This is a genomic window from Massilia sp. CMS3.1, from assembly GCF_051262535.1.
Lineage (GTDB): Bacteria > Pseudomonadota > Gammaproteobacteria > Burkholderiales > Burkholderiaceae_D > Telluria.
This window is the reverse complement of the sequence record NZ_JBIMES010000008.1, coordinates 64,014-82,895: the sequence shown is the minus strand read 5'-3', so window position 1 is coordinate 82,895 and position 18,882 is coordinate 64,014. Positions and strand designations below refer to the sequence as shown.

The window sequence follows — 18,882 nt, the reverse complement described above, 5'->3', positions numbered from 1 at the left end:
AAACGAATTGAGAAAGCAAAAAACTTGCCAGACGTATCAAACAACGCATAAAGACACTTACGTATGGCATCCGGCCTTGAACTGACCCTGCTGCTGCTTTTTAGCGCCGTGCTCGGCGTCGTTGTATTTCGCAGCCTGCACCTGCCGCCGATGCTGGGCTACCTGGCGGTCGGCGTGCTGATCGGTCCGCATGCGCTCGGCCTGGCCGCCGAAACCGGCTCGACCCATGCGCTGGCCGAATTCGGCGTCGTCTTCCTGATGTTCTCGATCGGCCTCGAATTCTCGCTGGCCCAATTGCGCGCGATGCGCCGCATCGTGTTCGGGCTGGGGCTGGCCCAGGTGGTGCTGACGATCGTCGCCACCATGCTGGGGGGACTGTTCATCTCGATGTGGGCGCCGCAGCTGCATATCAGCTGGCAGGCCGCCTTTGCGCTGGGCGGCGCGCTGGCCATGTCGTCGACGGCGATCGTGGTGAAACTGCTGACCGAACGGCTGGAGCTGGAAAGCGAGCATGGTCGGCGCATCATCGGCATCCTGCTGTTCCAGGACCTGGCCGTGGTGCCGCTCCTGATCCTGATTCCCGCGCTGGCGAAGGACCCGGAAAACCTGGTGAAAACGCTGGCCTGGGCCGGGGTGAAAGCGGCGGCCGTGCTGGCCCTGCTGCTGTTCTTCGGCCAGAAGCTGATGCGCGGCTGGTTCACGATCGTCGCCAAGCGCCGCTCGCAGGAGCTGTTCATGCTGAACCTCTTGCTGGTGACATTGGGCGCGGCCTGGATCACGGAGCGCGCCGGCCTGTCGCTGGCGCTGGGGGCGTTTGTCGCCGGCATGCTGATCTCCGAAACCCAGTTCAAGCACCAGGTCGAGGAAGACATCAAGCCCTTCCGCGACGTGCTGCTGGGCCTGTTCTTCATCACCATCGGCATGCTGCTGAACGTGCCGATGGTGCTGCAGCACTGGTGGCTGGTGCTGATCCTGCTGGCCGTGCCGGTGCTGATGAAATTCGCGCTCATCGCCGCGCTGGCCAAGCTGTTCGGCTCGTCGGACGGCGTGGCGATGCGCACCGGTCTCGCCCTCGCGCAGGCCGGCGAATTCGGCTTCGTACTGCTGAACATGGCGTCGGGCTCGAAACTCATCGACCCGTTCCTGATGCAGCTCGTATTGGCGTCGATGGTGCTGTCGATGCTGGTCGCGCCCTTCGTGATCGCGAAATCGGACCAGATCGTGATGAAGGTGGCATCCAACGAATGGATGATGCAGTCCTTGCAACTGACCCAGCTGGCGAGCCGCACGATGGCCGCGCAAAAGCACGTGATCATCGCCGGCTTCGGGCGCAGCGGCCAGAGCGTGGCGACCTTGCTGTCGGACGAAAAGCTGCCGTGGTATGCGCTGGACCTGGATCCGGAGCGGGTGCAGGAAGCGCAGTCGGCGGGCTCGCACGTCTCCTACGGCGACGCCGGGCGGCGCGAATCCCTGATCGCGGCCGGCATCAACCGCGCGAGTGCCATGGTCATCACGTTTGCCGACACGCGCGCGGCGTTAAAGGTGCTGCACCTGGTGCACGAGCTGGCGCCCTCGCTGCCGGTGATCGTGCGCAGCCACGACGACAGCGACCTCGAACTCCTGCGCCAGGCCGGGGCCACCGAGGTGGTGCCGGAAGCGCTCGAGAGCAGCCTGATGCTCGCCTCGCACGCGCTGGTCGTGGTCGGCGTGCCGCTGCGCCGCGTCGTGCACCGCGTGCAGAGCGCGCGCGACGAACGCTACGCTTCCCTGCGCGGCTATTTTCATGGGGCCAGCGACCTGATCGACGATCCGGAACACACGTACGTGCGCCTGCATTCGGTGGTACTGGGGGCCGATGCGCAGGCGGTCGGACGGCGCATCGACGAACTCGGGCTGGACGAATTGCAGGCCGAAGTGAGCGGCATCCGGCGCGCACGGGTGCGCATCGAGCCGATGCCGGAGACGGTGCTGCAGGCGGGGGATGTGGTGGTGCTGCGCGGGTCGGGCGACGCGGTGACGCGGGCGGAGGGACGATTGTTGTAAGTGCTGTGTTACTCGGGCTTGGGGGTGACATTCCGAGTCGGCGCAGATCCCGTCATTGGATTGTTTTGATTCGTTGTAGCGGTACCAAGCCCTGCCCTATTCTCGGCACCCTGCTGGAGCTCGCCACTGAATTTGTACCCAAGGACAAGCGCCCCTAACACAAATATCGACACCAAATTAACCAAGAGGTTGCCTGCTATATCACGGCCCCATCCCCAAAAAGTCCGTTTCGCGTCCAAGGTGCCATGAATGGTTAAAAGCTTGCTTTCCAAGCCAGCTTTGACCGTTTCTATTTGGGTATAGAGGATATCCTGGCGCGTTTCAGTTTCAGTACGTTCTACCAACTCGTCAAGACTGGCATTGAGGAAAGCTTGAGCCATCGCCTCTCCCTAAGCTCGATAGGCGGTAATCGATGTGTCGAGGGAGGCTATCGCATGAAAGGTATTCAACTCGTCCCGAGTAAGATCCCGCCCGCCGAAAGACTTGCAGTAGTCAACCTTCTGCTGCTTATAGATGATGTAGGCGAACGCACCGACCGGGTCGTTTGGATCAGCAGTGAGTTTCTCGTAGATGGTATTGTGTGCCACTACCAGACGGGCCTATTTTTTTGCGACGACGGACGTCTTTGCGAAGCGGTAAGCTTGATGCATCTTTTCACGCGACACGCCTACCTCACGCATGACTTTGGCGGCGACCGGCGAGGCTGGCGCATGCGACAGAGCGGAAGAGGTCACGCTATAAACCGCATTGTTCGACATCCGAGTGCTGATAGCAGCCAGATCGCCGCGAGAGAAGGCAGGCCTTGTGCTCATACTGTCCCTCTTTTCCTAAATTAAGTTGATTAATAAACTACAACAACGACCCAGGATTATACACCTGGCTGTTTGCCCGACGCGCCTCGCATCCGGCAGCGACCACTACCAAAGGTCAAATATGGAAGCAGCTTGACTTACCTCAAAAGTAAAAGCGCAGAAAGTGAAATTTATTTCATTGCGCCATGACGACGCGATTGCGCCCAGCTTCCTTCGCCTGGTACAGCGCCCCGTCGGCCGAGGCCACCAGTTGCTGCGCCACGCCCTCGATCGCATGATCGCGCGCGTCTGTGTCGAGGGCGGCGACGCCGATCGAGACCGAGACGTTCAAATACTGCCCGCCCGCGAGATCGAATGGCTTGTCGGCCACGCCGGCGCGGATGCGGTCGGCCACCAGGGCCGCTGCCCGCAGGTCGGCATTGATCAGCAGGACGACAAATTCCTCGCCCCCAAACCGCGCCAGGGCGTCGGACAGGCGCAATTCCATCTTGATACGCGCCGCCACTTCGCGCAGCACGTCGTCGCCGGCCTGGTGGCCGACCTTGTCGTTGACCTGCTTGAAGTGGTCGACGTCGATGAACATGAAGGAAAGCTGGTAGTCCTGACGGCGCGCGCGCGCGATTTCCTCGATCAGGCGCCGGTCGATGTAGCGCCGGTTATAGATGCCCGTCAGCGGGTCGGTCAGCCCGATGTACTTCAGCATTTCGTTGCTGATCACGTTTTCCAGGCAGATCGCGATAATCGAGGCCATGTGCTCGACGAAATCGGTGCCGAGCGCCGGCGTGAAGCGTTCGATGTCGCAGCTGGCCAGGTTCAGGCTGCCGATCAGGCGCTTATTGCGCAGCAGCGGCACCAGCGCCACGCTTTGCAGCCCCTCGGGCGGATGCGGGAACATCGCCCCGTGCTCGGCGCGCGAGTAGGGACCCAGGCGCGGACGCGGGCGATCGCCGGCATCGAAACCGAGTTCCACCGCCTGCTCGCAGAACAGCAGGTCCGGCAGCGATTCGAAATCCACGCCCAGCTTGTGCATGACCGTGTAGATGTCGGCGTCGGTGTCGACCAGCGACAGGGTCACGCTGTCGAGATCGGAAATGATGGGCAGCAGGCGAAAGATCGTGCCGACCAGTTGCGGAAAGTTCGCCGCACCGACGATTTCCAGGTCAAAGGCCTGGTGGCGGCACATGATCTCGTGGTTGCGCTGCGCCTGCTCCATCACATGGCTGATCCGCGCGCGCAGGGCTTCATTCTCGGCAACGAGGTTGCGCAGGTCGGGCAACACGGCGTCCGGCTGGTGCATGGGGATTCCTTTTAGCAATACCCGTTACATTACGTGATCTTTACACGCTTGAAAACGGGATTGAAGGTTTTTTCGTCCCTGGCCTCCCGGGCGCGACCTTAAAACGACAGGCTGACCTCGAACGCCTGGCCCACGCGCAGGGTGCCCCCTGCCCCGCCGGCGACGATGCAGTTCATGCCGACGCAGACGGCGCCCGCCAGGATCGCCTTGGCGCGCCAGGATTGCAGGATGTCCAGCGGATCCGGCCCGGGAATCCCGGTCGCCTGGTCGATCGCAGGGATCGGGCAGCGCGCGCAGGGTTTGACCGGTGCGATGACGATGTCCCCGGCCGTGAATGAGGCGGTGTAGTCCTCCTCGAACGGGTCGGTGCCTGTGACTACCAGGTTCGGGCGGAAGCGGTCCATCGGCAGGGCTTCCCGTCCGGCGGACAGCATGCGTCCGTTGATCTCTGCGAGGGACGATTCCCCGATCAGGAGCAGCGGGTAGGCGTCGGCGAAGCGGGCGCAAGACGGCGCGCCGCCGGTCCATTTTTCGCTCGTCGGGCGCGCCGCATCGGGCTTGAAACGCACCAGGCGGCAGGGGGCGTTCAAGGTGAGCGAGAACCAGGCGGCAGCCGCGTCGCCGCAGTCGATGGCGTCGACCAGGTCGTCCCAGATCTGCACGCGCATGGTGTTGCCGGACGGTTGCGGTGCCAGGGGCATGCGCAGCGGCGGCATGGCGGGGGCCCTCACCAGCAAGGTAGTGCCGTCGACGCGCGGCACGATCGTCGCCATGTGCGGGAATTCGCGCTGGGTCAGGAACTGGCCGGTTGCGGTCACCAGCATCCACTCGCGGTCGTGCACGCCGTGCGCGGACAGGCCGGAGACGGTGGCAAACGCTTCCTCGACCGGCATGGCGGCGCAGGATTTGATCGGGTACAGGATGAGGTGGGAGAGCGTGGCCATTGCATGCGTGCGGGTCGGAGGGGCCGACAGTATCGCATCAATCGGGGCGCGTGGATGCGAGTTGCGAGACCGCGTGGGCACGAGTGCCCACGCGGTCTCGCCATCAATGACGACGCGCCTTCAACATCACGCCTTGGCCAACTTCGTCTGGCTCAACTCCGCCGTCAAATACCCCACCGCCGCCCCGAACTTGTCCTTGTAGTTCGCCCGCACCAGCGGGTCGAGGACGGGCTTGACGACGTTGTGGATCCCACCCCAGTCCCCCGCGTGCTGGAAGTTGCTCATGATGTAGGTCCAGCCATTGAGTTCATCGACCGCATGCAGCCCGGTCGATTCGCCGCCGGCCGGAATCGACATCACGCGCGACAGCACCTTGGTGTCGACGTTGTAGGCCCACAGGAAGTTATTCACGTGCTGGCCGCTGTCTTCGCCGATGAACAGGGTACGCATCTTTTCCGAGAATTTCAGGTTGTCCGGGTTGCCGATGCGGTCCGGATTGGCCGTGTTGCCGAGGGCGTCGGCGGCGATGTCTTCGCCGGTCAGCAGCGCCTTCAAATCGACCGGCATCCATTCGCTGGCGATCGTCCCGCCCGATGTATCCTTCTGCCCGCCTGCCAGCCTCAATGCCATCACCGCGCCGGCATTGACCGCCTTCGGGATCGACACGCCGTTGCCGGGCACGTTCAGGGCGTTACCGGCCACCATCGAACTCTGGCAGTTCTGCAGCGCCGAGTAGGCGATCTTGTCCTTCGCGTTGACGGTCGTGCCTTCCATCTTGGTAAAGCCCATCGAGGCGCCGATCAGCGCCGCGTAGCGGTGCGTCTCGAGGAAGGCGGCGGCCTTTTCCATGCCGGGCTTGAGCTTGATCCATTCGATGGCGCCGTTGGCCGCCACCTTCGTGAAGGTCGGGTCCTGCGGATCGGTCGTGCGCACATCCATGATGTCGAGCGGCTTGAGCGAGGCGGCCAGCGCGCGAATCTCGGCACTGGTGGCCGAACCGAGCTTCATCCAGCTGAGCGGCGCGGCGCTGGCGCTTGGGTCGAGCGAGAAGCCGGCGCCGACCTTCGCCACGTACAGCGTGCCCGACGACAGGTCCTTCTCTTTGTCGGCCACGAACACGAAATACCCGCTGTTGGTGGCGTCGTCGCCCATCAGCACGGTGCGCTGGTCCGGCATCACCTGCACCAGTTCGTGCGAGATGCGGCCCATGCAGTAATGTTTTTTAATGGAGGCGCTGCCGTCCGGGTTGACCGTCACTTCCGGCATATGGCCGTAGTTGTACGGGTTCGCCGTCGTCTCGTTGCCATACAAATTCTTGCTGAAGGCCTTGAACTGGGCGTCGCCCGCGGCCGTAAAGGCGTTCGGCTCGTATTCCTCGCTCGAGAGGTGGGTGCCCCAGGGCGACAGGCTGGCGCCGCAGGTGATCCACAGTCCCTCGACACTGGACGTGTCGACGTTGTGGTACTTCACGAGGGTGAGTTTACCGGTGGCCTGGTCCTGGTCCAGCGTCAGTACGCCGATCGGCGACGGCAGGCGGCCGTACATGCCGGTCTTGCCGTCCTGGGCGAAGGTCGCGTACTCGAACTGCACCACGGCGAACACGGGTTTGCCTTTTACACCCGGCACGCTCGCGTTCGGCACCGAAAGCAGCGAAGTGCCGTCCGGCGCGTCGGAAAAGAACTGGCGCTCCTTCCCTGGCACGGTGGTGTCGACGATCGGCTGGTTGCGGATGTTGTAGTAGCCACCGGCCAGGGTCGTGCCGCCGCTGCCATTCGGGACTGCGTCGCCCGTGATGAAGAAGGCTTGGTAGGCCAGCTTGAAATCGAGCTTGCTGCTGTCGCTGAAGTTCACGCTCATGGTCGAGCCGACGGTGGTGGTGGCCATCGCGGCGGCATTGGCCAGGGTCGGCGCGGCCATCGAGCTGAAGGTGACGGAACCGAGGGTGGCCACGGGTGCGACCGGCGCCAGTACGTCGGCCACGGCATCGTTGTCGCCGCCGCAAGCGGAGAGCAGCGAGGCACCGGCAACGCCTGCGATCGGCAGCATCGGGGCGGCGCCCAGCATGCGCAGCAAGCGGCGGCGGGACAGTTCAGGGGTCGGGTTCATGCGTGGCTCCAGGTCGGGGGCGTGCGCGACGGTTGCCGCGTTCATGGAGGCGCAGAATAATGGACGCGTGTGTCAGCTTGATGACGGCCGGCGGCGGCGTCACAAGCCGGACGCAAAAAAGCCCGCACGCGGCGGGCTGTCGGGAAGTCAAGCGTGCGATCAGCGGCGCCGGCGGCGCAGCAGTCCGGCACCCAGCAGCCCTGCGCCGAACAGCGCCAGCGTGCCCGGTTCCGGCACGTCGTTGGTGATTTCATGGACGTTGCTGACGCTGCCGGTCAGGGCAGCGAGGCTTAGGCGCCAGGCGCCGAAATTCTCGAATCCGACGAGCGGTCGGTAGATTCTTCCTGCCTGGTAGCCCTGCAGCGCATCGGCGTTGCCGTATGCGTGCACGCCGAGGGTGACGAGGTAGGTGCCGGCCTGCTCGAAGCGCCACTCGAAGGCCGAATCGAACGGATACTCCGAGCCGTCGCCATAGGTCTGGCCCGAGTCGTCATTCACATGGAGCACGGTTCCCCGGTCGAACAGGTGCATCTCGCTGTCGAAACCGGTGATGAAGCCGTCGCCGTTGAGGTCGCGCGTCAGCTCCAACACGAGCGAGTCGAAGGACAAACGGGTATCGGCGCTGACGGTGAAGGCGATACGCGCCACCTTCAGCTCCTGCTGCTTGCCGTCGCGATCCGCATCGATGGTCCCGATCGTGCCGTTGATGACGGCAGCGCTTGCGCCATTGCACAGCGCAAGCGTGGCGGATACCAGCAACACGCGGAGAAACTTGCTCATTTGAACCCCATTCTTGAACTGAAATGGCTCTAAAGCAAGTTTTATGCCGCAGTGTAATTACGTTTAGGAATCAACGGCTTGGTGGCCGCGCCCCGCGCACCCCGCAACCAGGTGTAAAGTCTGTCGACACACCTCTGGTTGCAATTTTGATCAGACGTTGAACAGGAAGTTCAGCACGTCACCATCCTTGACGACGTATTCCTTGCCTTCGGCGCGCATCTTGCCTGCTTCCTTGGCGCCGGCTTCTCCCTTGAAGGCGATGTAGTCGTCGTAGGCAATCGTCTGCGCGCGAATGAAGCCGCGCTCGAAGTCGGTGTGGATCACGCCGGCCGCCTGGGGGGCGGTGGCGCCGATGCGCACGGTCCAGGCACGCACTTCCTTCACGCCGGCGGTGAAATAGGTCTGCAGGCCGAGCAGGTTATAGGCGGCGCGGATCAGGCGGTCCAGGCCCGGCTCGTCCATGCCCATGTCGCCCAGGAAGGCGGCCTTGTCGGCATCATCGAGGTCGGCGATTTCGGCTTCGATGGCGGCGGAAATCGCCACGATCGGCGCGTTCTGCGCGTTGGCGTAGGCCGTCAACTGGTCGAGCATCGGGTTATTCTTGAAACCGGTGTCCGAGACGTTGGCCACGAACATGGCCGGTTTCGCCGTGATCAGGCACAGCGGCTTGATCAGTTCCATCTCGTCGGCATCAAAACCCATGGCGCGCACCGGCTTGGCTTCATTGAGTTGCGGCAGCATGCGCTCGAGGATGGCGACCAGCTTGGCGGCATCCTTGTCGCCCGAACGCGCTTTCTTGTTTTCGCGGTGGACGGCTTTTTCGACGGTGCCCATGTCGGCCAGTGCCAGCTCGGTCTGGATGACTTCGATATCGTCCAGCGGGCTGACCTTGCCGGCCACGTGGATCACGTTGTCGTCCTCGAAGCAGCGCACGACGTTGACGATGGCATCGGTCTCGCGGATGTGCGACAGGAACTGGTTGCCCAGGCCCTCGCCTTTCGAGGCGCCCGCCACCAGACCTGCGATGTCGACAAATTCGACGATCGCATTGACCATGCGCTCAGGCTTGACGATGTCGGCCAGCGCCTGCATGCGCGGGTCCGGCACCTCGACCACGCCGACGTTCGGCTCGATGGTGCAGAACGGGTAGTTCTCAGCCGGGATGCCGGCCTTGGTCAGCGCATTGAACAGGGTGGACTTGCCGACGTTGGGCAGGCCGACGATGCCGCATTTGAGACTCATGGGAATTCTTTCTTTCGATAGTGGTGAGCCAGGGTGCGCGGCTCGTAACCCGATATTGTAACCGGGGACGGGTTTGGATGCCGCAAAAACAGGCGCGGCAGGAAGGGACCGCCCTGCTCCATGCCATACCAAAACGGCCGTGTTCGCCTGTCGACGCTTTTTACATGTGCACGTTCATCATCTTTGCCACGAAAATATTTCTCTTTCCTATCAATAACTTATTTCTGTGGAACGAAAATTGCTTTGAAAAAAGAATAAAACATCCAACCAGGAAATTGTCATGAAACGTGTTCTGTTCGCTCTCCTCACCGCGACCGCATTGCTGGCCGGTTCCGCCCACGGCGCCAGCGTGCGCACGACCGGCCTCGCCGGGTCCGACCTCACGGATCCGGAGAACGACGGCCGTGCAAACGAATACGCCAACTACAACGCGGTCTTCCGTTCGTCGTTCGCCGCAGGTTACGCCAACGAAGGCGCCTTCAACGTGTTCGACAACGTCGTGGGCGGGGGCAGCGACAAGTGGTGCTGCATGATGAATGGCTGGGTCGAAGCCGACTTCGGCAGCAAGCGCTATCAGCTGACCAGCTTCACCGCGGCGTCGGCGAACGATGCGGCGGGCCGCGATTCGGATATCTGGCAGATTCTCGGCTCGAACGACGGCATGAACTATACGACGATCTTCTCGTACAACCGCGACGGCGTCTCGCCATGGGGCGCGAACCGCAACCAGGTCATCGAATATGTTGCCGGCACCGACTTCACGCTGCCGGCGGCCTACAGCATCTTCCGCTACCAGACCTTCTCGGTGGTCAGCGGCGGCTTGCACCAGCTGGCCGAACTCGAATTCTTCGGCGAGGAACCCGTCGCGGTAGCCGAGGTGCCGGAGCCGGGCAGCCTCGCGCTGCTGGGTCTGGGCATACTGGCTGCACTGGGCCTGCGTCGCAAGCGTGCCTGAAGCGGCCTGAATGAAGATAAAAGAAACCGCTGCCGGCAGCGGTTTTTTTTCGTCCCGACCAGCCGCTCAGATCGGGCGCAAGCGCGATACATCGGGCCGCTCGATGAAGGCGGCCAGTTCGTCGCGCAGGCGCTGCCCTTCCCGCATCGCCTGCGACCAGGCTTTGATGCGCGCGTCGTGGTCGAGCCCGTGAAACTTGAAATCGCTCCGGTCCGGCAGCTTGGCGCGCGGCAGCGTTTTGATGAAAGCCGGCGTGGGCGCGACGATCAGGACGTTGTCGAGCCACCCGCGGTTCGGCCCGCGCGCACAGCGCCGCCACGGCATCGCCTTGTCCAGCCAGCCCGGCACGATGTGTTCGTTAAAGTGCGGATACAGCACGATCGCGTCCGGTTCGGCGCGCTCGAGGCGCGCATACGGCAGCGCGAGGTGGTAATCGATGATGCCGCCATCCCAGTAATGCCCCGCCGGCACGCCCTCGATGGCGGTGACCGGCTGCATGATCAGCGGCAGCGTGCCAGAAGCGAGCAGGCTGGCGGCCAGGTTGCCGCGCGTGAGGGTCGAAAAGTGCGTCGTGAAACTGTCGAACTCCTCGCGCAGCCAGGCGGCCGGAGCGCGCGCATCGCCGATCACGACCCGTTCCAGCAATTGTCCCAGACGCGCACGCGAAGCGAAGTTGGTGAGCGCGGCGGCCGCGAAGCCGCGCATCTCGGCGCGCCGGTGCGCCGGCTCGGCCAGCACACCCTTGCCGCGCACGGCCAGCAGGTGCAGGTGATTGTGCGGATGGCTGAGGATAGCGTCTTCGTGACCGTTCACGAATTCGTGCAGGAATCCTCCCACGACCTCGTTGATTTGTTGCGGGCTGGGCTTGGTGGTGGTGTAGCGCTGGCCCGTGTACAGGCTGCCGAGGCGCTCGAAGGCGCGCGCCGGGTCGCGCTGGCAGGCCGCCGCCATGCGCCAGGCGCCGATCGAGGAACCGATCAGGGTGCGCGGGCGCGCATTGGTGGGCAGCCACTCGCCGAACACGTACTGGTCGAGGGCCTGGAAGATCAGGCCCTTGGGACCGCCGGCGGCGGCAGGAATGACGGCGATGTCGGCGGCGCGCAAGCCCTGCGCGCGGATACGGGCCAGCGCGCGCGGGCCGGCGTGAAAGGAAAGTGCACTCATGCGTGGAATTATCGCAGGACGGACGGCGCCGTGCTGGCGGTCGCGTTGCACCGCAACGGTGCGCTGCCAAAAAAATTGCGCGGGGCACTTTAATGCAGAGCAGAACTCAGGCTGGGCGATATCAAGTCTGGCTTATGTTTCAGGTCACGCGGGACTGGGCGGCGCCGCCTTCCACATGCTGCGCCGCCGGTACGGCGACCGGGTGCCGTTCACCTTCGTTTCCGACGAATACAACGGGGTCACGCGCGATAACGACGGCCGGGTACGGCCGCGCCTGCCGCGCAGCTTCGCCACGCTGTCGCAGGCGGAAGACGAAAATGGACAGAGCCGGATCTATCTCGGCGTTCACTGGCAGTTCGACAAGACCGCGGGCCTGGCGCCGAGTCACCGAATCGTCGATTACGTCTTCCAGCGGGGGCTGGTGCGACCGCCTGCCACGACGCCCTGAGGATGCGTGCGGCGCGCCCGTCAGGCGGTATGCAGCTGCATCGTCGCCGTATCGAACTTGCCGTCGATCGCCAGCGGGATGATGCGCAGCGCCTTGTCGATCGATTCCTCGATCAGGCTTTGTTCGTCCTTGCGCGGGCGGTGCAGCACGAAGTCGGCCACGCCCTGCTGCAGGTTCAATGTGCGCGGGTGGCCGATGCCGATGCGCAGGCGCCAGTATTCCTGGGTGCCGAGCGCGGCGGTGATGTCCTTCAGGCCGTTGTGGCCGCCCGAGGAGCCGCCTTTTTTGAGTTTCGCCACGCCCGGCATCAGGTCGAGTTCGTCGTGCACGACCAGTACTTCGTCCGGATTGATTTTATAAAAACGCGCCAGGGCACCGACCGACTGGCCGGAACGGTTCATGAAGGTCAGCGGCTCGAGCAGCCAGACTTCGTTGCCGCCGATCGAAGTCCTGGCCATCAGCGCCTGAAAGCGGCTTTCGCGCTGCAGGCGGCAGCCCGGCAGGCTGTTGGCGAGGTTGTCGACCAGCCAGAAGCCGGCGTTGTGGCGGGTTTGTTCGTAGTCGGGGCCAGGGTTGCCGAGGCCGACGATGAGGCGGATGGACATAGCGGTCGCGTCAGGAAAAGGGGGATTATCGCTTAAATGGAGTTTGGGAAATGAAAAAACCCGCCGGCTTGCGCGCGGCGGGTCTCGTTCCAACTACCGCATGCGCGGCGGCGGAATTACTTCTTCTCTTCGGTTCCGGTTGCGGCTTCGGCTTCAGCTTCAGCGGCAAGGGCGCCACGTGGGATCGACGAGGTCACGATGGTCAGGTTCTGGCCGTGGGTCAGCGCGGTCACGCCTTCTGGCATGGTCAGGTCGTCGGTGTGGATCGACTGGCCGGCTTCCAGGTTAGCCAGGTCGACTTCGATGAACTCAGGCAGCTTGCCTGGCAGGCAGGACACGTCCAGCTCGTTGAGCACGTGCGAGATGACAGCCGCGTTCAGCTTGACGCCTGGCGAGGTATCGGCGTTGATGAAGTGCAGGGCGACCTTGGTGTGGATCGGCTGCGAATTGTCGACGCGCTGGAAGTCAGCGTGCAGAACCAGTTGCTTGAATGCGTGCATCTGGAAGTCACGCAGCAGGACTTGCTGGGTCGCGCCTTCGATTTCGAGGTCCAGCACGGAACCGTGGAAAGCTTCTTTCTTGAGCGCGTGCCACAGGGCGTTGCCGTCCAGGGCGATCAGGACCGGGGCTTCTGCGCCACCGTAGATGATGCCTGGCGTCTGGCCAGCCTTGCGCAGGCGGCGGCTCGCTCCGGTGCCCTGCAGGGTGCGGTTGAATGCAACTACTTTCATGTGAAACTCCATAAGTTTGGGATCGAATGCAGGATATTTCCTGCCCGATTTCCCGGTTGGGCCCGCCCCCGCGACCAGGGGCTGGCTTGGCTGAGCGCCAAACACGCGCTCGAGAAAATTCTTAATTCTTAAAACGGTACAACGGCGCGCCGGGCTCGAAGCCGGGCGCGCCGCTTGCTGAAGCTGCTACTGCTCAGTCGACGAACAGCGACATGACCGAGTCGCCCTTGACGATACGTTTAAAGGTTTCGGCCAGCAGCGGAGCACAGGTCAGCTGGCGGATCTTCTTGCAGGCGGCACCCTCGGCCGACAGCGGGATCGTGTCGGTGACGACCAGTTCGTCCAGCGGCGAGTTCGAGATGCGCTCGATGGCCGGACCGGACAGGACCGGGTGCGTGCAGTAAGCGACAACCTTCTTGGCGCCCCGCTCCTTGAGCACTTCGGCGGCCTTGCACAACGTGCCGGCGGTATCGACCATGTCATCCATGATGACGCAGTTGCGGCCTTCGACTTCGCCGATGATGTTCATGACTTCCGACACGTTCGCCTTCGGGCGGCGCTTGTCGATGATCGCCAGGTCGCAACCGAGGCGCTTGGCCAGCGCACGCGCACGCACCACGCCGCCGACGTCCGGCGAGACGACCAGCAAGTCGTCGTAGTTGCGCTTTTGCAGGTCACCCAGCAGCAGCGGCGATGCGTAGATATTGTCGACCGGGATGTCGAAGAAGCCCTGGATCTGGTCAGCGTGCAAGTCCATGATCAGGACGCGCTCGACGCCGGCTTCTTCGAGCATGTTGGCAACGACCTTGGCCGAGATCGCGACACGCGCCGAGCGTGGGCGGCGGTCCTGGCGGGCGTAACCGAAATAAGGAATGGCGGCGGTGATGCGCCCGGCCGAGGCGCGCTTGAGGGCGTCGACCATCAGCATGATTTCCATCAGGCTGTCGTTGGTCGGAGCGCACGTCGATTGCAGGACGAAGACATCCTTGCCACGCACGTTCTCATTGATTTCGACCATGACTTCGCCGTCCGAGAATTTCGAGACGACTGCCTTACCGAGAGGAATACCGAGGCTTTTTGCGACCCCTTCTGCTAGCGCCGGATTAGCGTTGCCGGTAAAAACCATCAGGTTTTCGTAAGCCATGGGAGTCCCGAGAGAAGAGCGTTGATACTTTGAAAAACAATCAGCCGGATGTACCGGCTGACTATGCGATTAAAAGGCTGGACCGCTAGGGCGGCTCGCCCAATTCATCCGCTGGACACATGCGTATCGACAGGCCGGATAAAATGAATGGCAGGGGAACAAGGATTCGAACCTTGGTATGCTGGAATCAAAATCCAGTGCCTTAACCAGCTTGGCGATTCCCCTACGCAACTTACAGCTTGCTGCACTACTTGCCGACTTATCTTGAGGACTCATCGTCAAATGCTGCAACAGGCAAAATTTTATTCTACAACTCATTGTTTTGCAAGAGCGATTTTATCGGATGTCGCTGCAAGGACCGGGCTTTCCACGCTCTCCAGTAGTCAGGAACTTGCCCCAACACCAGGTTTGCCTGTGCCTCATCCGGTACCGCGCAAAACACGCACGCTCCCGAACCAGTCATCCTTGCCGCACCGTATTGACCCAGCCATTCGATCGCCTGTGCTACCGGCGGAAATAAACGGGACGCCACTGCTTGCAAATCATTTTTCCCGAACTCAGTTAATAAGTGTGCTGCAGGAAAGTCCGCTATTTTAACGGGCTTCGTGTCACGCGTCAAATCCTCAGCAGTAAAAATTGCAGGCGTTGGCACAGAGACACCCGGCTCGATCACGACATACCAGCATTGGGGCCCATCGACCGCCTGCATCGCCTCCCCCACGCCCTCGACGAATGCCGTCTGGCCATAGATGAAAAACGGAATGTCGGCGCCCAGCGGCAGGCCGATCTGCATCAGTTCGGCGTCGCTGAATCCGGCATTCCATAAACGGTTTGCCACCATCAGCGCTGTGGCCGCATCCGAGGAACCGCCGCCCAATCCCCCTCCCATCGGCAGGATCTTTTCGACGGCGACATCGATGCCGGGTGCGGCGCGGCCATGGCGCTGCCGGAAAGCGTCGGCCAGGCGACCCAGTGCACGCACGATCAGGTCGGATGCTTCCGGCACGCCGGGCACATCGGTGGTGCGATTGACGCGGCCGTCGTCGCGCAGGTCGAAATGCAGGGTGTCGCCGCGCTCGATCAGTTGGAACACGCTTTGCAGGGAGTGGTAACCGTCAGCGCGGCGGCCGATGACGTGCAGGAAAAGATTGAGCTTGGCCGGGGCCGGGCAACCGTGCAGCGAACGCATTTACGCCGCCGGATCGAGGATGATCTGGATCGCCAGTTCGTCGCTGGTCGCCGTTGCGCTGCGTTCTGCAACGATATTCTTCGGCATCTGCGCGCCGTTCTGCCCGTTCTGCCAGGACACGAAGCGCAGGCGCCAGCCATCTTGCGTAAAGACGCTGTTGTTGCCTGGGGTGGCGGCGAAGCGCTTGCCGGCAGCATCGGTGGCATATCCCTGCAGCCAGTCGCGCAAGCCCGATACCGGCAGCGACCAGCCGAGCGCCTGGCGCGTCAGGGCGTCGATATCGCCCGCGCTGCGCGGCGCGCGCCCGGCCTCGGTCAAGGTCGCCTGCTGCGGCGTGACGCTGATCGTGGCCACGGTTTGCTTGAGCGGACTGAGGAAGGCGACGTCGATCTGGCCCGGACGCTGCGCCCACTCGAAGCCGCCGTTCATCGAACCGGGCTGCCCATCCTTCTGGTAAGTCACTTGCAGGCGGCCGGTGAGCTCGACGGTGTCGCGGTAAGGGGTAGCAGCCGCCTGGACGCCCGGGGCGCCTGTCGATTGGGTAGCGGTGCTGGCGCAGCCGGCCAGCGCGGCGGCGAGAACGAACAGGGATAAGCGGTGGATGATCGGCATCGGTCTGGAAAAGAAAATTTTAAAAGGCGGACGTCGCGCCCGCCCGTGCTGTTCACACATTATTTCACAGCGACAGGCGCAGGCGCGCCAGCGTGCTGCGCAGCGTGTCGTTCTGCGGGTCTTTCGCGCGCGCTTCGCGCCACAGCTTCTGGGCGTCGGCCTGCTTGCCCTTCTGCCACAGCACTTCGCCCAGGTGGACGGCGATCTCGGGATCGCGGCGCAGGCTATAAGCGCGGCGCAGGTGGGCTTCGGCGGCGTCCAGATTACCGAGGCGGTACTCCACCCAGCCCATGCTGTCCATGATGAAGGGATCTTCGGGCGCCATTCCCAATGCCTTTTCGATCAGCGCGCGCGCCTCGACCAGGCGGATGTTGCGCTCGGCCAGCGAATAGCCGAGGGCGTTATACGCCTGGTGGTTCTCGGGCGCCAGGCGCATCACTTCACGCAGGGTCGTTTCCATGACCTCGAGCCGGCCGCTCTTCTCGGCCAGCAGCGCGAAGTCGTACAGCAAGTCCGGGTTGGTCGGAAAACGCCTCGTTGCGGCCTGCATCAGGGTGAACGCTCCCTCGACCTGGCCGGCGTCGCGCAATACTTGCGCTTCGGTGGCGGCGAGCTGGGCCTGGGCAACCGGTTCGGCAGGCTTCAGGGAAGCGAGCAGGCGGCGGGCGGCCGGCAGGTCGCCGCCCTTGCCGAGCAGCTGGGCGCGCCGCAGCTGGGCGCCGAATGCCGCCTTTTCGTCGCCCTCGGGCAATTTATCGAGCCAGTTGACGGCAGCCTTGATGTCGCCCCGCTCCTCGGCCAGCTGCGACAGGATCAGCAGTGCCTTCGACGGGTCGCGCTCATCCTCGGGATTGCGTCCCAGCACATCGATGAAGCGCGTGAAATAGCGTTCAGCGCCGCTCGGGTCGTTCAGCTGGGTCGCCAGCACGCCGAGCGCGTACAGGGTCGTTACGTTGTCGGGTTGCTGCTTGTCGAGCAGCAGGAATTCGGTGCGCGCGGCCTCGAACTGCTTGGCATTGACGAGGATGCGCGCGTGGGCGGCGCGTACTTCGCGCGCATTCGGATGGGCGGCGAGGAATTTTTCAAGTAATGCGCGCACCTGCGCTTCGTTCTCGCCGGCCTGGGCCAGGGTGAGGACGGCAATCTCGGAATCAGGTTTGAGGCTGAGGGCCGCGCGCGCTTCTCGGCTTGCCGCTGCCTTGTCGCCGCGTGCAAGCGCGCCCTGCGCCAGCACCACATGGCCTTCGAGCGTGCCGCGGTAAGGCGCGACGAGGCGCCCGAGCATGGCGTTGGCCGCTTCCTTGTCCTTGGCGCGCGCGAGCAATTGCTGCACCTGGTAAAGAACGACGCCGCGCACCGGCGCCGGCGCGCCCTCGAGGCGCTTGCGGAAAATGCCTTCTGCGTCCGAGATATTGTCGGACAGGATGACCATCCCCAGATAGTACTGCGTCGCTTCGTCCGATTCCGGGTCGAGCTGGCGCCACTGGCGTACGGCGGCCAGGGTGTCTTCCGGCTGGCGCGCGGCCAGCGCCATCTCGGCGGCGCGGCGTGCCAGGCGCGGATCGCGCGTCTGCTGGGCCAGGCTCAGCATAGTGATGTAAGGGCCTTGCCAGTCGCCGCCACGAAACGCGAATTCGGCGCGCAGCAACTGGTTCAGCAAGTTGCCCGTCAGTGCGACTTTCGGCAGGCGTGCCCGCTCGGCATCGAGCTCGGCTTTCGCGTCGAGCTCGGCTTTTGCATGCGCCTGCTCCCTGGCCTCGGCCTGTTCTGCCGCCGCCTGCGCCGATTGCGCGACCGGCTGCTCTTGTGGCGCCACGGCACACGCCGACAGCAGGCCGGAGAGAGTTACAATGACGAAAGCGTTTTTCAAGGCAAGTCCATGTGTGGAATGATGTTCGATTCTACGCCCAAGCCCTGTTGCGCGTGCGAGAGCGCAACACGATTTACACGAATTTTGTCAGATTTTCATGCCTGAACTCCCTGAAGTAGAAGTGACCCGGCGCGGCGTTGCGCCGCACCTCGAAGGCCGCATTGTCGAGCAGCTCGTGTTCCGGCGCGAGGGCCTGCGCTGGCCGTTTCCAGCCCATCTGGTGCAGTCCCTGGTCGGCCAGCGCATCACCCAGGTCGGCCGCCGCGGCAAGTATTTATTGATCGGCTTCGACAGCGGCACGCTCATCATCCACCTGGGCATGTCCGGCCATTTGCGCGTGCTGCCGCCTGGCACCGAGCTGAAAAAGCACGACCATGTCGACCTGGTCGTGAGCGACGGCGCGCAGTCGCAGGTGCTGCGCCTGCACGACCCGCGCCGCTTCGGCGCCGTTCTCTGGCATGCGAACGACGAGGGCGACCTCCATCAGCACGTACTGCTGCGCGGCCTCGGCGTCGAGCCTCTGGAAGCGTCCTTCTCTGCCGCGCTCCTGCACAAGGCGACGCGAAAGCGCAGCGCGCCGATCAAGCAGGTGCTGCTGGCAGGCGACATCGTCGTCGGCGTGGGCAATATCTACGCCTGCGAAAGCCTGTTCAAGGCCGGGATCAGTCCGAAAACGCCGGCCTCGCGCATCAGCCGCGCGCGTTATGAGAAGCTGGCCCTTGCCATCCGCGAGATCCTGGCCGACGCCATCGTGCAGGGCGGCAGCACGCTGCGCGACTTTATTGCCGTGAATGGTCAATCTGGCTATTTCCAGCAGACTTATTTCGTCTATGATCGTGCAGGAGTGCCTTGCAGAAACTGTGGCGCGCCGGTGCGCCAGATCAAGCAGGGGCAGCGGTCGACCTTCTACTGCGCCACCTGCCAGCGCTAGGCCAATTTC

17 protein-coding genes and 1 tRNA gene are annotated in these 18,882 nt (G+C 63.4%); 4 read left to right on the top strand and 14 right to left on the bottom strand.

What is annotated here, in order from left to right; translation table 11 throughout:
* The first annotated feature begins 63 nt into the window (after positions 1 to 63).
* Positions 64 to 2,043: a cation:proton antiporter domain-containing protein gene (locus ACHAC9_RS14455; protein WP_435760687.1), complete on the top strand. Its 1,980-nt coding sequence runs from the start codon at positions 64 to 66 to the stop codon at positions 2,041 to 2,043.
* Between the two features lie 8 nt (positions 2,044 to 2,051).
* Here the strand turns inward: ACHAC9_RS14455 and ACHAC9_RS14450 are convergent, their stop codons facing one another.
* From ACHAC9_RS14450 to ychF, 6 genes are all read right to left on the bottom strand, one after another.
* Entirely contained in the window at positions 2,052 to 2,423 is a 372-nt protein-coding gene (locus ACHAC9_RS14450) for a hypothetical protein (protein WP_435760686.1), read from the bottom strand.
* Between the two features lie 607 nt (positions 2,424 to 3,030).
* Positions 3,031 to 4,152 (bottom strand): DUF484 family protein, encoded by a 1,122-nt coding sequence (locus tag ACHAC9_RS14445; protein WP_435760685.1) that lies wholly within the window; start codon positions 4,150 to 4,152, stop codon positions 3,031 to 3,033.
* Positions 4,153 to 4,250: 98 nt separating this feature from the next.
* On the bottom strand, positions 4,251 to 5,096 hold the full coding sequence (locus ACHAC9_RS14440; protein WP_435760684.1) for an MOSC domain-containing protein: 846 nt from the start codon (positions 5,094 to 5,096) through the stop codon (positions 4,251 to 4,253).
* 126 nt (positions 5,097 to 5,222) lie between these two features.
* On the bottom strand, positions 5,223 to 7,202 hold the full coding sequence (locus ACHAC9_RS14435) for a PhoX family protein (RefSeq protein WP_435760887.1): 1,980 nt from the start codon (positions 7,200 to 7,202) through the stop codon (positions 5,223 to 5,225).
* A 159-nt stretch (positions 7,203 to 7,361) separates the two neighbouring features.
* Entirely contained in the window at positions 7,362 to 7,982 is a 621-nt protein-coding gene (locus tag ACHAC9_RS14430) for a DVUA0089 family protein (protein WP_435760683.1), read from the bottom strand.
* Between the two features lie 150 nt (positions 7,983 to 8,132).
* The gene (gene ychF / locus ACHAC9_RS14425) at positions 8,133 to 9,224 is read right to left on the bottom strand and encodes a redox-regulated ATPase YchF (protein WP_435760682.1); all 1,092 of its coding nucleotides are present in this window, start codon (positions 9,222 to 9,224) and stop codon (positions 8,133 to 8,135) included.
* A gap of 280 nt (positions 9,225 to 9,504) precedes the next feature.
* Between ychF and ACHAC9_RS14420 the strand changes: the two genes are divergently transcribed.
* Positions 9,505 to 10,179, top strand: a complete 675-nt coding sequence (locus ACHAC9_RS14420) for a PEP-CTERM sorting domain-containing protein (RefSeq protein WP_435760681.1) — start codon at positions 9,505 to 9,507, stop codon at positions 10,177 to 10,179.
* 66 nt (positions 10,180 to 10,245) lie between these two features.
* Here ACHAC9_RS14420 and ACHAC9_RS14415 read toward each other — a convergent pair whose 3' ends face one another.
* Positions 10,246 to 11,343 (bottom strand): patatin-like phospholipase family protein, encoded by a 1,098-nt coding sequence (locus tag ACHAC9_RS14415; protein ID WP_435760680.1) that lies wholly within the window; start codon positions 11,341 to 11,343, stop codon positions 10,246 to 10,248.
* Between ACHAC9_RS14415 and ACHAC9_RS14410 the strand changes: the two genes are divergently transcribed.
* Positions 11,342 to 11,791, top strand: coding sequence for a hypothetical protein (locus ACHAC9_RS14410; protein WP_435760679.1), 450 nt, complete (start codon positions 11,342 to 11,344; stop codon positions 11,789 to 11,791). The genes ACHAC9_RS14415 and ACHAC9_RS14410 overlap by 2 nt on opposite strands.
* Positions 11,792 to 11,811: 20 nt before the next feature.
* On the opposite strand, the gene pth is transcribed toward ACHAC9_RS14410, so the two are convergent.
* From pth to ACHAC9_RS14375, 7 genes are all read right to left on the bottom strand, one after another.
* Positions 11,812 to 12,396 carry an aminoacyl-tRNA hydrolase gene (gene pth, locus ACHAC9_RS14405; RefSeq protein WP_435760678.1) on the bottom strand — a complete coding sequence of 195 codons (585 nt, stop codon included), beginning with the start codon at positions 12,394 to 12,396 and terminating at the stop codon, positions 11,812 to 11,814.
* Positions 12,397 to 12,512: 116 nt separating this feature from the next.
* A complete protein-coding gene (locus tag ACHAC9_RS14400; protein ID WP_435760677.1) occupies positions 12,513 to 13,127 on the bottom strand; it encodes a 50S ribosomal protein L25/general stress protein Ctc in 615 nt (204 codons plus the stop codon).
* A 193-nt stretch (positions 13,128 to 13,320) separates the two neighbouring features.
* Complete coding sequence (locus ACHAC9_RS14395; protein ID WP_435760676.1) at positions 13,321 to 14,271, bottom strand: ribose-phosphate pyrophosphokinase; 951 nt, start codon at positions 14,269 to 14,271, stop codon at positions 13,321 to 13,323.
* Positions 14,272 to 14,419: 148 nt separating this feature from the next.
* Positions 14,420 to 14,496, bottom strand: a tRNA-Gln gene (locus ACHAC9_RS14390).
* A gap of 82 nt (positions 14,497 to 14,578) precedes the next feature.
* Entirely contained in the window at positions 14,579 to 15,460 is an 882-nt protein-coding gene (ispE, locus tag ACHAC9_RS14385) for a 4-(cytidine 5'-diphospho)-2-C-methyl-D-erythritol kinase (RefSeq protein WP_435760675.1), read from the bottom strand.
* Entirely contained in the window at positions 15,461 to 16,072 is a 612-nt protein-coding gene (locus tag ACHAC9_RS14380; protein ID WP_435760674.1) for an outer membrane lipoprotein LolB, read from the bottom strand.
* A gap of 64 nt (positions 16,073 to 16,136) precedes the next feature.
* Positions 16,137 to 17,942: a tetratricopeptide repeat protein gene (locus tag ACHAC9_RS14375; RefSeq protein ID WP_435760673.1), complete on the bottom strand. Its 1,806-nt coding sequence runs from the start codon at positions 17,940 to 17,942 to the stop codon at positions 16,137 to 16,139.
* Positions 17,943 to 18,039: 97 nt separating this feature from the next.
* Here ACHAC9_RS14375 and mutM point away from each other — a divergent pair, with 97 nt between their 5' ends.
* Entirely contained in the window at positions 18,040 to 18,873 is an 834-nt protein-coding gene (gene mutM, locus ACHAC9_RS14370; RefSeq protein WP_435760672.1) for a bifunctional DNA-formamidopyrimidine glycosylase/DNA-(apurinic or apyrimidinic site) lyase, read from the top strand.
* Positions 18,874 to 18,882: the final 9 nt, after the last annotated feature.